This window comes from Emticicia sp. BO119 (genome assembly GCF_013912375.1).
Taxonomy (GTDB): Bacteria; Bacteroidota; Bacteroidia; order Cytophagales; family Spirosomataceae; genus Emticicia.
On sequence record NZ_JACETV010000001.1, the window covers coordinates 653,791 to 667,654 of the forward strand.

The window sequence follows — 13,864 nt, forward strand, 5'->3', positions numbered from 1 at the left end:
TTTTATTTCAGGGAAATCTTCTTTAGCCATTGTATTTAAATTCAAAAACAATGGAAAAAAATCTTTGGACACATATCGAAACTGTCCGCACCCAATCACCTTTAGTGCACAATATTACAAATTTTGTAGTAATGAATAATACTGCTAATGCTTTGTTGGCTGTGGGTGCTTCGCCAATTATGGCTCATGCACATTCTGAAGTCCAGGATATGACAAGCATCTGTCAGTCTTTAGTCATTAATATTGGCACTTTAGACGAGTATTGGGTAAAATCGATGCTATTAGCTGCTGAAAAGGCTCATCAACTCAACAAACCATGGATTCTCGATCCGGTTGGGGCAGGGGCAACAGCCTATCGTAACTATACTATTAGTAGTTTATTAGGCTATAAACCAACAGTGATTCGTGGAAATGCCTCTGAAATAATGGCACTGGCTAAAGACAATGCAACACCTACGAAAGGTGTTGACAGCACAGCCGAAAGCAATGAGGCTATTGTTGCGGCCAAAATGATTGCTGATGAATATGAAACACTGGTGTGTATCTCTGGCAAAACAGATATTATCGTAGGTAAAGATACCCTGATTTATCTTGACAACGGTGATGCACTCATGACTAAAGTTACAGGCCTGGGCTGTTCTTCAACGGCGGTTATCGGCGCCTTTATAGCTGTAATTCAGAATACAGTAGAAGCTTTGGCAGCAGCTATGGCATTATTTGGTGTTGCCGGAGAACTGGCAGCCAGAAAAAGCGCAGGACCAGGAAGTTTACAGCTTCAATTATTGGATAAGCTGCATAATATCAATGAGGAGGAGTTTTGTCAAACTTTGAAAATTTCATAGAATGAAGAAACACCCATTATTTCCTTATCAGCTATACCTTGTTATTTCAGAAGCTGCTTGCCAGGGTCGGGATTTTCTGAAGGTAGCTGAACAGGCAATTGCCGGTGGGGTAGAGATTATTCAGTTAAGAGAAAAAAAAATGTCTACAACGGTTTTTATAGAGAGAGCTCTTCAATTGAAAGAGGTTACCGACCGATACAATGTGCCACTTATTATCAACGATAATGTTGAGGTAGCTAAAGCCATACAGGCGTTTGGCGTACATGTTGGAAATAATGATAGCTCACCGGTTGAAATACGTTTAAGATGGGGAGACGAATTACAAATTGGATATTCTATTGAATACCTTTCTCAAATGGATACTGAACTGACAGAGACTGCTAACCATCTTGGAATCAGTCCGGTTTTTTCAACTAAAACCAAAACAGATACCATAACTGAATGGGGGCTGGATGGAATCAGTCTTATAAGAAGCATTTCCGATAAACCCCTTATTGCTATTGGTAGTATGAATAAAGCCAACGCCAACGAAGTAATGAGAGCTGGAGCTGATTGTATAGCTGTAGTCTCGGCCATTTGTTCGGCCGGAAATCCTGAGAAAGCGGCTTATGAGCTTAGAAATGAAATAACCAAATGAATAAAAAATATACTTATCCGTCTGTTCTGACTATTGCAGGATTTGATGGAAGCGGAGGTGCAGGTATTCAAGCCGATATTAAAACTTTCTCGGCTTTAGGTTGCTATGCCACTTCGGTTCTCACAGCACTGCCTGTACAGAATACCCAAGGTGTTCGGAGTATTTATCCTGTTCCATATCAGGCTGTAGCCGAGCAGATAGAGACAATTTTAGACGATATATTCCCTGATGCCATTAAAATAGGCATGGTTCATACGTCTGAATTAGTGTCGGTTATCGTTACAACACTCAAAAAATACCCTGCTGTACCCATTGTTTTTGACCCAGTAATGGTTGCTACCAGTGGACATAAACTAATAGAAGAAACAACGATACAAACCATCATTGAGGAATTATTCCCGATAGCTTCAGTAATTACACCTAATATGGATGAAGCGGCTATTTTAGCCCAAATGCCGATTGGCAATTTAGAGAATATGTATATCGCAGGTGAAAAGATTTTAGGATTGGGGTCTCAATCAGTTTTGCTGAAAGGCGGACATTTAGACTTGCCCCAAATTACTTCTTTATATTTTGATGGGGAAGGGCAGATACATTCCTATGAGTTTGAGAAATTCCCTACTAATAATACACATGGCTCAGGTTGTACTTTGTCATCGGCAATTGCTGCTTACATAGCGCAAGGTAAAAGTCTCCATGAAGCAGTTGCACTTGGACAAACCTATGTGCATCAGGCTATCAAACACGGGGCTGATGTAGCTATTGGCAAAGGTAATGGGCCTTTGAATCACTTCTTTAACCCACAAAAACTGATTAAAAATGAAATGGTCTGAACAAGCCTGGTTGAGCATTGAACCTATTTATGAATCTATTCTGCAAATGCCGTTTATAAAGGAACTTATAGAGGGGACATTGCCTTTGGAGAAATTTCAGTATTATCTGATGCAGGATTCTATCTATCTCGAACACTTTGGTAGAGCATTGGCAATTATAGGAGCAAGGGCAACTCATATACCTGATATGTTAGCTTTTTTTCGTTTTGCAGAAACCACTATTGTTGTTGAAAATGTCTTGCATGAATCTTATTTCAAGAGTTTCGGCATTGTGGATAAAGATAATATACAACCAGCCTGCCATCATTATACACATTTTCTGAAAAGTACCACAGCTTTAGAGGCTGTTGAAATAGGTATGGCAGCTGTATTACCCTGTTTCTGGATTTACAAAGCTGTGGGTGATTATATCTATCAACAGCAGAAAGGATTGAATAATCCTTATCAGAAATGGATTGACACCTATTCAGGAGAAGAATTTGGCATTGCCGTGAAATCGGCTATTAATATCTGTGATACGAATGCCACCCAAACTACAGTTGCAATTCAGGATAAAATGACAGAAGCCTTCATTATGTCTTCTCGATTAGAATTTGATTTCTGGGAAGCAGCTTATATTAATCGTCGGTGGAGATAATATTTACCTTGCTTACCTAAAAGTTTCATTGTAATTGACGCATAGATATATATATGTAAAACTTAACAATCTGATAAATTATTTACATATCACTCTTTCGTTTTTAGCTATAATGTTCAAATTAAAAAACATTCAATCAAATTTTAATAAACTTTTTAACGTTCAACTTGCTTTTTAAAATTAAATGTCGCAAAATTTGTAAACTTTTTTAGTCACAGCAAAACATACTTAAAAAAGCAGGATTTTGTCCTGCTTTTTTTTTGTGTCGTCGCAAAAAAGAGCCAGATCAGGGGATTTAGTTCTTGGATTGAATGTCGATGTTCATTAAAAATTTTTAAATAATTATTCAAATAAATGGATAAAATCGTAAAAAACTTCAGTTATAATTTTTTGTTTGTTAGACTATTTTAATCTTATTTCTAAACTAATTAGCTTTTTTTCTCGTTTATATTTCAAATTCACCAGAGTAACCTATACGCTTCACCTTTTTGCTTTCTCATTTCCCTATTTTTTATTCTGAAATCCCTTAGGGGATACGTTTATCTTTGTATTTAATCCAAAAATCCATACAACTTTAATTTTTACTTACCATGAAAACAAATAGATTCTATTGGGTAGGATTATTAATGATATCAATGCTCATTTTTCAGGCCTGTGAGCCGGACGAAATCATTACCTCACCTCTTATTTCCGGGTTAAGTTGTTCTACCGCTACAATTTCAGCTACTCCAATGAGTGGTGTAGCTTTTTCGGGTAGAGCCACATTGGGTTATTCCGGAGGTAACGGTATTGCTTATACCGCTAAGGATAGTATAGCCTCAACAGGTGTCTTAGGTTTAAAGGCACATCTGGTAGCTGGCATTCTTTCTCACAACGACGGTACAATTACTTATACAATTATGGGTACACCAAATTCTACCGGAAAAGCCATATTCCCGGTTTCATTCGGTGGACAAACCTGTAATTTAGAAGTTTCGGTGTCTGCCGATACCACTATTCCTAAACCATCTACAGGCTCAGTAAGTAGAGTAATGGCTGCTATTGATACTTTCCGGACTACATTAACTACAGAACAATGGATGGCAGTTCAATTGCCTTATACCAGGCCAAACGCGATCAATTGGTCAATACAGTCTGGTAATGTGAGCAGAAATGGTTTAGAATTCAGTACCATGACTGCTCCACAGGTTATTGCCGCAAAAAAAGTCATTGAAACCGCAACCGGAACTACTGCAGATGAAGGTTATGGGGAGTTTTTACAGATAAATTTGGCTGAAGATATTCTGGCCGCTAATTCTGAGGGGAATTACTCATCAAAAAAGTATAATATTGCCTTTATTGGTACTCCAAGCCAGACAGGTACATGGATATTGCAATTTGGTGGTCATAATTATATACAGCATATTGCTTTCAGCAATGGGGCAGTAGTAGGTGTAACTCCTTCTTTTCAGGCTGTTGAACCTCGCACATGGTTACAGGCAGGTGTGGCTTATGCTCCTCTTGACAACGAAAAAAATAGTTTGACATCCATGTTGGCAGCATTATCGGCTACGCAATTAATTTCAGCTAAATTAACTTCAGCTTTTTCCGAAGTAAGCATGGGGCCAGGGAAAGATGGGCAGTTTCCAACCACTAAAGTAGGGATACCTGTCAGTGCTCTGAATGCTTCACAAAAGGCACTTGTGTTAGCAGCTATCAAGCCGTGGACTCTTGATGCCGATGATGTGACAGGTATGGCTATGCTCAATATTTATGAAAAAGAATTAGACAATACCTATATCTCTTATTCAGGTAATGCAACTCTCTCTCAAAGTGGTGATTATGTTCGTATTGATGGCCCGAGTGTCTGGATAGAATTTATTGTCAAACCCGGTTTTGTCAATCCTGCTGAAGTTCAGTATCGTTCAGTTTACAGAGACAGAAAACGAGATTATGGTGGATTATAGTAGTAAAGAAACAAAGTGATGTTCCCGTTTGTTCGCTTCATTTGTCTGAAACAGTAAAGTACCTCATATGGGGTACTTTTTTGTTAACGATAGGTTAAATTATGTAGAATTAGTAACCTGATTTGCTCCTGTCTCTTTTATATATGATATAAAATGTAGTTTAGAAGTAATAAAAAAGATAAAGATGGAAGAATACTATAGGAATCTGATTATAGAGCTATTCAAAAAAAAGAAGAGAATGGATATTAGAATGTTGGTACGCAAAGTTGATTTAAATTCTATATATGAATTGAATGAAAATAGTTTTTATCGTAGGAAAGTAATGCAAAAACTGATAGAAAATAAGACTTTAACTATTGTACAGATTGATGGTATCAGCTATTATCAATTAAATGAAACTTAGATTTCGCACAAAGAATTACTGTAAAAGGAAATTCTGGTAAATGCCCTCTTCTTCTAAACCAATAAAAAAACAAAAATCACCCTGATACATCGGCTACTCATCAAATCATAAAATTATTGAAAATTGTCAGTTTAATAAATCCTGCTCCAGGAGCAAAAGACGATTGATACATAACTTTCAAATCGTTGAGGTAATTCACGAAATCATTCATTTTCTTCTGTGAAACCTCTTTACTGATGGAAACGGTCAGAGCTGTTTGTAATGCGCTGGTGCTGATTTCAGTATAAGCAATCTCATAACGCCGTAATGCGTAAGTGATGTCGTTATTGAGTTCATTAAAAGTCTTCATTGCGTCTTTAGTTAAAGTAAAACTTATTAACGGCAAAATATGCTTATAGAAAAGGAAAACATTTAAAAAAGGGAGAATCGTTCGGGATAGAAATTATAATGCAGTTGGTGTATTGAAGTAAATATAAGATTTAGTTCTGGATTTTCCAATCAAAATTCTATAAATTTTTAACGTTTGACCTCTGAACTTATTGTTGAACATTAATTTGAAATTTAGCCCGAATATATTTTTCTGATAATAAGCCTAACCTTCTATTATGGCTTAATGAACCTACTTTGAAAAACTTACTGTGTGACTTTTCGAAATTATTCAACCATGAAATCTCTTTGCCTGATTTAAATTTATTGAACAAATGTTTTCTAAAATTGCCTTAGTCAAGTTATTCTGATGAAATTCAAAAAGCATAGGCAAAACTATTGTTTCTTTTAGAAACTGGTTGAGTTATTCTGAAAATATGAAAATATTCAATCTCAGCTTTTCACCTTTACAAAAATACAACTGACAATCAGTGCCATGTAATTTCTCAGATTTATTCAAATAAGTTTTCTCTTATTTTAATCATAAAACTATTCCAATGAATTGAGTTTTTACCCAGCCTGTTTATTATTATTGAAATCGCAATTTTATTTGCCTATTACTTGTAAATAAGGCCATAATTATTTCTGTTTTTAAAATTTTTTAAATAATTATTTTACAGTAGAATATATTTGCCTATAAATTTTCTACTTTAGCAAAGTGAAAAAATAAGTTAAGAAATCTGTCTTAATTAATCCTTTGCATCTAATTATTCAATCCTAAATACAGTATTCTAAACATGAAAGAGAAATCAGACAAATCTCGGAGAGAATTTATTAAGAAAGGAGCAATTGCTTCTTCTTTTTTTATTGTCCCCAGAAATGTACTTGGTGGTCTTGGGTTTATTTCGCCCAGCGACCAGCTAAACATTGCGGCCATCGGCGCCGGTGGTAAAGGCCGGAGTGATATAACCAATGCCTCAGTAAAAGGCAGAGAGCGAATAGTAGCTCTTTGTGATGTTGACTTTTCGGGTTCAGCCAGCCAGACAGTAAAGCAGTTTCCAAACGCCAAATTGTATGCCGACTACCGTGAAATGCTGGATAAAGAGAAAGACATAGACGCTGTTACTATCTCTACTCCTGACCACGTGCATGGCCCTGCCGCTAAATTTGCTATGGAGCGTGGCAAACACGTATATGTGCAAAAACCGATGACACACAACATCCGTGAGGCACGTATGTTGACCGAGATGGCCCGTACACGTAAAATTGTAAGCCAGATGGGTAATCAGGGTGCATCAAACCCGCTACTGAAGACTGTACAAGGCTGGATTGATTCGGGTAAATTGGGTAAAATTGCCAAAGTACAGATCTGGACAAACCGGCCGGTATGGCCACAAGGCAATGCCATGCCAAAGCCTGATGAAGCCTTAAAACCAAAAGAACTTGACTGGAATTTATGGCTCGGGCCTAATGAATTTAAACCTTATGTACCTGGTATGCACCCATTTGGCTGGCGTGGCTGGTGGGATTATGGCACAGGTGCTTTAGGAGATGTGGGTTGCCACCTGATAGATATTCCGTTCAGAACATTAGGTCTGAAATATCCTACTGATGCTGAATGTAGTGTAGGAACACTCTATACCAAGAGATCACCGGAATATAATCCTGAAGGTTGTCCAGCATCCTCATTGATTACACTTCATTTTGATGCCACAAAAAAGAGCCAGTCCCGCATTGAAATGACCTGGATGGATGGCGGTATCAGACCTGCGCATCCGGATCTTATTCCTGCCAATGAAGACATGGGCGGTACTAACGGTAGCAATGGTGTAATGATTATTGGTGATAAAGGAATCATCACTACCAATATCAATGATAGCTCACCAATGATGCCGAAATTATACCTGAGCGATGGCACAAGAGAAGTTGGCCCTGATTTGCCAAAAGATATTGAACCTGAATATGGTCACCAACGTAGATGGGTAGATGCCTGTAAAGCAGGGTTTAATAGTAAAGAACATAAAGAATTAACATCGTCTTTTGATTATGCAGGCCCAATGACAGAAACCGTATTAATGGGTAATCTGGCTATCAGAAGTTTTCTGTTGAAGCGGGATAATGGCAAAGGTCAGGCTGAATTCTTTGCCCGCAAAAAACTATTGTGGGATGGTGAAAACATGAGAATCACTAACCTTGAAGAAGCCAACCAGTTTGTAGGCAGAGCATCTTATCGTGAAGGTTGGAAAGTATAATTGAAGTAAATTTAGATATATAAAGGCATAAGTAATATTATTTATGCCTTTATTATTTGATTAGGGGAGTATTGTATCAGTACTTCGCCTTATTTTGGAATAATGTTCCTATTTATGTCATAAGTTAATATTTGTGATCAGCCTTTGGTATCTCAATTTGTTTTTTTATCGCAATTTCATTAATAAAATACTGGTCGTGAGAAATGACCAAAAGAGTACCATCATAATATTTAATAGCCTCAATCAATACTTGCTGGCTATATGTATCTAAATTATTGGTTGGCTCATCTAATATAATCATATCAGGCATATTGGTGTTTATAGCAAAACAACACAGAATTAGTTTCATTTTTTCTCCTCCGCTCAGAAAAAGACATTTTCTTTCCCACAAATCATTTGAAAACTGATGATAATGCAGGAGCATTTTCAGATAATGTTCAGGCAGATGGCGTTCGTTGAATTGTTGTATTTGTTCAAAAACTGTCAGTTGATTATCAATAACAGAGTAATCCTGGTCCAGATAGAAGTACTTAAACTCTGCCCTGTAGATTGTTCCATAAGATGGTTCAAATACACCTGTAATTAGTTTAAGAAGGGTACTCTTACCGGTGCCGTTATTACCTTCAATTCTGATTCTATCTCCTGAACGGATTTGAAAAGAGAAATTCTTGTGCCAAAGCATTGTAGTTCCATAAGAGTAATTAAGTTCTATGGCTTCTACCAGAATTTTCCCTTTGTGTAAGTCCGATTTCCTTAAATCTATTTTTAATATCTTTTGCGTCTTGATCTCCGCCTGCGTTTGACGAAGATTGTCTCCTGCCTCATGTATTTTTTCGTGAAGAATATCTTTCATTTTGGCAGTACTTACTTCAGCCTTGCTTTTCAGATTCCCGGCTATTATTTTTGGTAGATTCTGTTTTTTTCCATTTGCTTTGCCTCTTGATTCTTGTTTTTGTCGTTGCTCATTCAGTTCTCTTGCTTTTTTTTGGGTTTGTTTCAAAGCCTTTTGTTTTTCTTCCAGTTGTGATTCAAGTGCCTTTAATTTTCCATCGTTTTGCACTTTATAGAATTCGTAATTTCCCCCATATATCTCTATTCCATTTTCAGAGAGTTCAAGCGTTTGATTCAGGAGGTTTAACAAGGTTCTGTCATGGCTCACTATTAAAATAGTCTGTTTACTTTTGCTGATAAATTTATAAAGCAACTCGCGACTCTCTCTATCTAAGTGATTGGTGGGTTCATCGAGCACAATGATTTCTGGTTTGTAAATCTGGATACCTGCCAAGAAAACTTTGGTCTTTTCGCCGCCACTCAATAAGTGCATAGGATGGTATAGGGATAAATGTTGCAAATGCCAATATGAAAACGCCTCCTTTATTCGCTCTTCAATTGTCCAGTCATCATTTAATAATATATAGGTCTCAGCAGAAACATCGCCCATCAGTATAGCTCCCAAAGCTTTTAATTTATTTTCAATGCCTAAAGCTTGTGCTACGTTCAAATGATTATACTCACCTAAATGTTGAGGCACATAATATGGTTTTTCAGTATGAAAAACGGCACCAGCAGATGTCTGTAATTGTCCGGCAATTATTTTCAGTAAAGTTGATTTGCCAGAACCATTATTTCCCACTAAGGCAGCTTTCTGACCTTTGAGAATGACAAAACTTATATTTTGAAACAGAGTGGTTTTGTCTGAAAGCGTATAAGAAATAGATTTAATAATGATACTCATATATAAATTGATGTAAAAACGTGAAGAATAAGATGCAATGAGCCAAACAAACCAAAACGTGTTTGTGGCATTTGCGCAATAAAGAATAATATATGAAGAAGGTATTACATGATTACTAAGACTGCCCTCAACAGAAAGAAGTGTTTGAGGGGAATTGACATTAGAGTTATCAAAACATTCCGCTGATTCGGAATCTATAAGAGCCCAATAGCTCTACTTAGTATCTTACATGGAGTATCTTTTATTTTTTGCAAAATTAAAGATTTTGGTTGTATTCTGCAAATATCAACTGATATGCGTTCTAATCTGATTAACTTTTATTTTGCTTAAGCGTAAAATACCACTCATAAAGTTTTAAAGTTTTTTCAGATTCAAATGTTTAATTTTACAGCAACCTAAATAAAACTATCCTGCCTTTACGTTTATGCCAAAAGCACACACCATTGATAGAGTAAAATCCTCTGCAGACTTTAAATTAGAAAGGGTTATAACTAAGATTTTCTATTGGACTCGTATTTTATTAATTACTACCGTATGGGTAAGTGCTGGGCTCTTCGGGCTTTATATACTGGCTTTCTACGCTGCCGCGCTTTATCAGGGTAATTTAGAAAAATGGAACGGAGTTTTGCCGGGCTTATATGACCCAAATACCCAAAAAGCTACTATGGGCATTGGTTTACACTTTGCTATGGGGGGCATCGTTCTGATATTGGGTAGCATTCAGTTAATTGATGCTATCAGAATCAAATACCTGACGTTTCATCGATGGATAGGGCGTATTTATATAACGGCTTCTATTCTGGTTGCTGTTGGAGGTCTCTTCTTTATCTTAGCCAAAGGTACTATCGGTGGTACAGTGATGAATATCGGTTTTGGTCTTTATGGTGGTCTGATGCTGGTGGCGGCTATTCAAACCTACAGGTATGCTGTTACCAAAAATCCGGACACCCACAGAGCATGGGCATTAAGACTTTATGCTTTGGCCATTGGTTCATGGTTATATCGCATGGACTATGGGTTCTGGTTTATGCTGACCGACAAAGCCGGACATAACAATACTTTTACAGGGGCATTTGATTATGTCATGGCTTTTTTCTTTTATATTCCTAATCTGTTGGTAGCTGAAATTTTTATACGCTCCCAGAATAAAAGTAAGACTTCTCTATGGCTGAATCTGTTTTTTATACTGGTTTTATGGTGTGTGATAAGTTTTCTGCTCCTGGCTACCTATTATTTCACAAAACTATACTGGGTCCCGGCCATTCTGGAGTGGTTGTTTTAAGAAATGAAACAAGGTATCGCGACTTAGCAAAATCGTGGGTTTTTAATCAGATTAAAAAAATAACCGTATATTCAATGTTTATTTCATTGAGCCTGATTACTTTATGATGCGGTCTGCTTTATTAGGAGTATTTGCCTTACTATTTGTCCATCAATCGCTTATTGCACAAAATAAGGTAGCTATTATTGATACCTTGCTTAATCGGCTGAATCAGAAAAATCTTTTTAATGGCGCTATTGTAGTAGGTGAGCGAGATAGTATTTTACTAAGTAAAGGGTATGGATATGCTAATTTTTCAAGCACCACTCCATTTACTCCTGATATACCCACTGATGGAGGGGCTATTGCCGAAACCCTGACAGCAACCGCTATTTTATTATTGGCCGACCAACAAAAACTGAGTCTTTTAGACTCAGTGCAGCAATATATTCCTGAATATCCTTATGCCAATACCCAAATCTGGAATTTACTCACACATAGCACTGGCGGATTGCAGGATTATGGATATTATTTCGAGAAAATACCCGCCACTTATGTACTGAATACCAAGGCTATGCTTACTTTGCTGAATGAGCAAAAACCAGCTCTACTATACCCACCTGATAGCAATTTTAGTTATGATAGTCCAGGTTTGGATATTGCCGCAGCTATTGTTGAGCGTGTGAGTGGAGAATCTTATCAGACATTTCTGAGTAAGAATTTCTTTGAACCACTCAAAATGCAGCAGTCATTTATAAGACCTCCCTTACTTAATCAGTGGCCCGGAGAAAGAATAAAGGCTTATACTTATGAAAATGATGTTTTAGAATTGGCCGACATTGGTGACCGTGAGGGTTTTTATGGTGGTAGCAATATCTGGTTTTCAGCCAATGATTTGTATAAATGGGGAAAATCTTTTTATCACCAACCGATAGTAGACGAATCTCTTATCCGTATCATTACTTCATGGGTATCTATTCAAGGCAAGCTTTCTGCCTTGCGTTTAGGTGGCTGGTATCAGGGCAGAAATAGTAATGCGCATTATTTTTGGGGAAGCGTAGCCGGATTCTACAGTTTTGTTTATTGGGATAGTCAACAGCAGTTTACTATTGCTTTTGTGAGTAATACAAATATACCTCAGTGGGTCAGACCTCAACTGACTTCGGCTTTGATAGATATTATGGAAGGCCATCGGGAACAACCAATAGTTGAGCCATTGGCCGAAAATGTGAGCGAGAAACAAATGCAACCGATGGTAGGTAAGTATAGTATAGATGGGGTAGGGCTTGTAGAAATCTATCTTAAAGAAAATATCCCTTACCTGCGGGCGCAATCTGAAATGGAATATAGAATCTTGCTGGTTGATGGGAAGACTTTTTATGTACCAGGCTTAGACCCATGGATTTCGTTCCAGAAAAGACAGGGAGATAAATTTCAGAATTTATTGTGGCGTACGAGTTATTCGGAATCGAAAGGGAGTAGAGTAGAGGAGTGAGATGAAAGAATCAGAAAGCGAGCTGGAATTCGCGAAGCATTATTTTTACAACAAAATTGATTTTACCTAAATTAGATATACGTATTGTCGAAAATGGCTAACGCGATTTTATTTTTATAAAAGTGTGTGGATTTAGTATTTTATAACTTACGCCGATTTCCTGTACAACTCCTGCTTACGGGTTTCATACATCTCTACCAGCCCAAAGTCATACACGTGTTCATCAACTAATTCCAGTTGTTCCAGAGTTCTGGCATTAGAGATAAAATCCGCAATACGCTGGAGTTCTTTTTCCTTGCTTGTTTCTTCTTGGTCGTTATTTTCTAACTGATTATCAATATATTCTACCTCTGTTCCTTCTACATTATGTATCACTGACTGGTCGGTAATTACAGCCTTTTGCATTTCAACAGAGAGCGGAGCATCACCACTATTCAGGTGTAGCTTTGTTACGGTTTTAAGGGCCATTTTGTCGAAATCCTCTGCCCATAAGCCCTTTCCGTTTTTAAAAGTCTGTGAGTATCTTTTGCCATGCCGATGCACCGAATCAGCATCCATGAAAAAAGTACTTTCGTAGCCATTCAGCAGTCTGAAATTACTTGCATAGCCAATCACTTTATCGCTTAGTTTTTTGTCCCATTCAAAATGAAAACCCTGAAACGATTCATCCTCTATCTTTTGCCCTTCGTACACAATCTTGGCATCCATTGTCTGGTACTGTCCGCTACGAATTGCTAATTGTTTAAAACCTTTATAACCAATCAGGAACTGTGCGAGCTGCCGACCGCTCTTTCTGTCATTATAAGGTACCAGATAGGCAAAGCCAAGATTATTGCTCAAAGGTAAATCTAAAGTAGCGGCTGTTGCTGCGGCATGATACACGCTGGTTGGATCGGCTCTTTTCAGTAATTCATTACTGGCTACAATCTGAAGAACCGAGGTCATAAAAGCGGGCGCTCTTTTGCCCAGTAATTCTTCAAATTTTTGTTTGACGGAGGTCTTACTGAAAAAATCTTTAGTTGTTAACTGCTCTGACATTTTTAGTTAATTTGTTATGATTTGGGATTATTTTTCTATTCAAAAGTGAGGCAGAAAGCATGATTTTCTACACTTTGGGGAAGTATTTATTAAACACTCTTTTATATATGGGTTGAAGATATAAACATAATTTTCCTGATTCTGGTTTGCAGCCGGAACAGGCTTTTACTTTTAAAAGATTATCGACAGAAGCGTATTATTTAACGTTTTTTATAGGCATTTTATTGGGTTTTACAGGGTTTATATGCTCAGCTGTTTGAGTTTAAAAACACCTTCCCCAAACGGAAGAGGGTTTGGTGATCCTCCTAAATAATAAACCTTACTAAACTGTATTATGCTAAAAAACAGCAGAAAGACGCTTAAAAAACTTCTTCTAATAAAAAGGATTCAGGTTGTATTTCAGAACCTGATCCGGTAAG

12 protein-coding genes are annotated in these 13,864 nt (G+C 37.2%); 9 read left to right on the forward strand and 3 right to left on the reverse strand.

The annotated features are described in order from the left end of the window. Window positions 1-50: 50 nt before the first annotated feature. From thiM to H1R81_RS02910, 6 genes are all read left to right on the forward strand, one after another. Window positions 51-842: a hydroxyethylthiazole kinase gene (thiM, locus tag H1R81_RS02885; protein WP_181839171.1), complete on the forward strand. Its 792-nt coding sequence runs from the start codon at window positions 51-53 to the stop codon at window positions 840-842. A gap of 1 nt (window position 843) precedes the next feature. Further along, window positions 844-1,479 (forward strand): thiamine phosphate synthase, encoded by a 636-nt coding sequence (gene thiE, locus H1R81_RS02890; protein WP_181839172.1) that lies wholly within the window; start codon window positions 844-846, stop codon window positions 1,477-1,479. Next, on the forward strand, window positions 1,476-2,312 hold the full coding sequence (gene thiD / locus H1R81_RS02895; protein WP_181839173.1) for a bifunctional hydroxymethylpyrimidine kinase/phosphomethylpyrimidine kinase: 837 nt from the start codon (window positions 1,476-1,478) through the stop codon (window positions 2,310-2,312). Before thiE ends, thiD begins: the two co-directional genes overlap by 4 nt. Then, window positions 2,299-2,949, forward strand: coding sequence for a thiaminase II (tenA, locus tag H1R81_RS02900; protein WP_181839174.1), 651 nt, complete (start codon window positions 2,299-2,301; stop codon window positions 2,947-2,949). Before thiD ends, tenA begins: the two co-directional genes overlap by 14 nt. Before the next feature lie 590 nt (window positions 2,950-3,539). After that, window positions 3,540-4,895: a DUF3500 domain-containing protein gene (locus H1R81_RS02905; protein WP_181839175.1), complete on the forward strand. Its 1,356-nt coding sequence runs from the start codon at window positions 3,540-3,542 to the stop codon at window positions 4,893-4,895. Between the two features lie 184 nt (window positions 4,896-5,079). Further along, window positions 5,080-5,298 carry a hypothetical protein gene (locus H1R81_RS02910; RefSeq protein WP_181839176.1) on the forward strand — a complete coding sequence of 73 codons (219 nt, stop codon included), beginning with the start codon at window positions 5,080-5,082 and terminating at the stop codon, window positions 5,296-5,298. 100 nt (window positions 5,299-5,398) lie between these two features. Here the strand turns inward: H1R81_RS02910 and H1R81_RS02915 are convergent, their stop codons facing one another. After that, window positions 5,399-5,647 (reverse strand): hypothetical protein, encoded by a 249-nt coding sequence (locus H1R81_RS02915; protein WP_181839177.1) that lies wholly within the window; start codon window positions 5,645-5,647, stop codon window positions 5,399-5,401. 814 nt (window positions 5,648-6,461) lie between these two features. Between H1R81_RS02915 and H1R81_RS02920 the strand changes: the two genes are divergently transcribed. Beyond that, complete coding sequence (locus H1R81_RS02920) at window positions 6,462-7,916, forward strand: Gfo/Idh/MocA family protein (RefSeq protein WP_181839178.1); 1,455 nt, start codon at window positions 6,462-6,464, stop codon at window positions 7,914-7,916. Between the two features lie 124 nt (window positions 7,917-8,040). Here the strand turns inward: H1R81_RS02920 and H1R81_RS02925 are convergent, their stop codons facing one another. Beyond that, window positions 8,041-9,651, reverse strand: coding sequence for an ATP-binding cassette domain-containing protein (locus H1R81_RS02925; protein ID WP_181839179.1), 1,611 nt, complete (start codon window positions 9,649-9,651; stop codon window positions 8,041-8,043). A gap of 424 nt (window positions 9,652-10,075) precedes the next feature. Between H1R81_RS02925 and H1R81_RS02930 the strand changes: the two genes are divergently transcribed. Both H1R81_RS02930 and H1R81_RS02935 read left to right on the forward strand, forming a co-directional pair. Continuing rightward, entirely contained in the window at window positions 10,076-10,933 is an 858-nt protein-coding gene (locus H1R81_RS02930; protein WP_181839180.1) for a DUF2306 domain-containing protein, read from the forward strand. A gap of 103 nt (window positions 10,934-11,036) precedes the next feature. Continuing rightward, entirely contained in the window at window positions 11,037-12,407 is a 1,371-nt protein-coding gene (locus H1R81_RS02935; protein WP_181839181.1) for a serine hydrolase, read from the forward strand. Between the two features lie 147 nt (window positions 12,408-12,554). On the opposite strand, the gene H1R81_RS02940 is transcribed toward H1R81_RS02935, so the two are convergent. Next, entirely contained in the window at window positions 12,555-13,445 is an 891-nt protein-coding gene (locus H1R81_RS02940) for a recombinase RecT (RefSeq protein ID WP_181839182.1), read from the reverse strand. Between the last annotated feature and the right edge of the window lie 419 nt (window positions 13,446-13,864).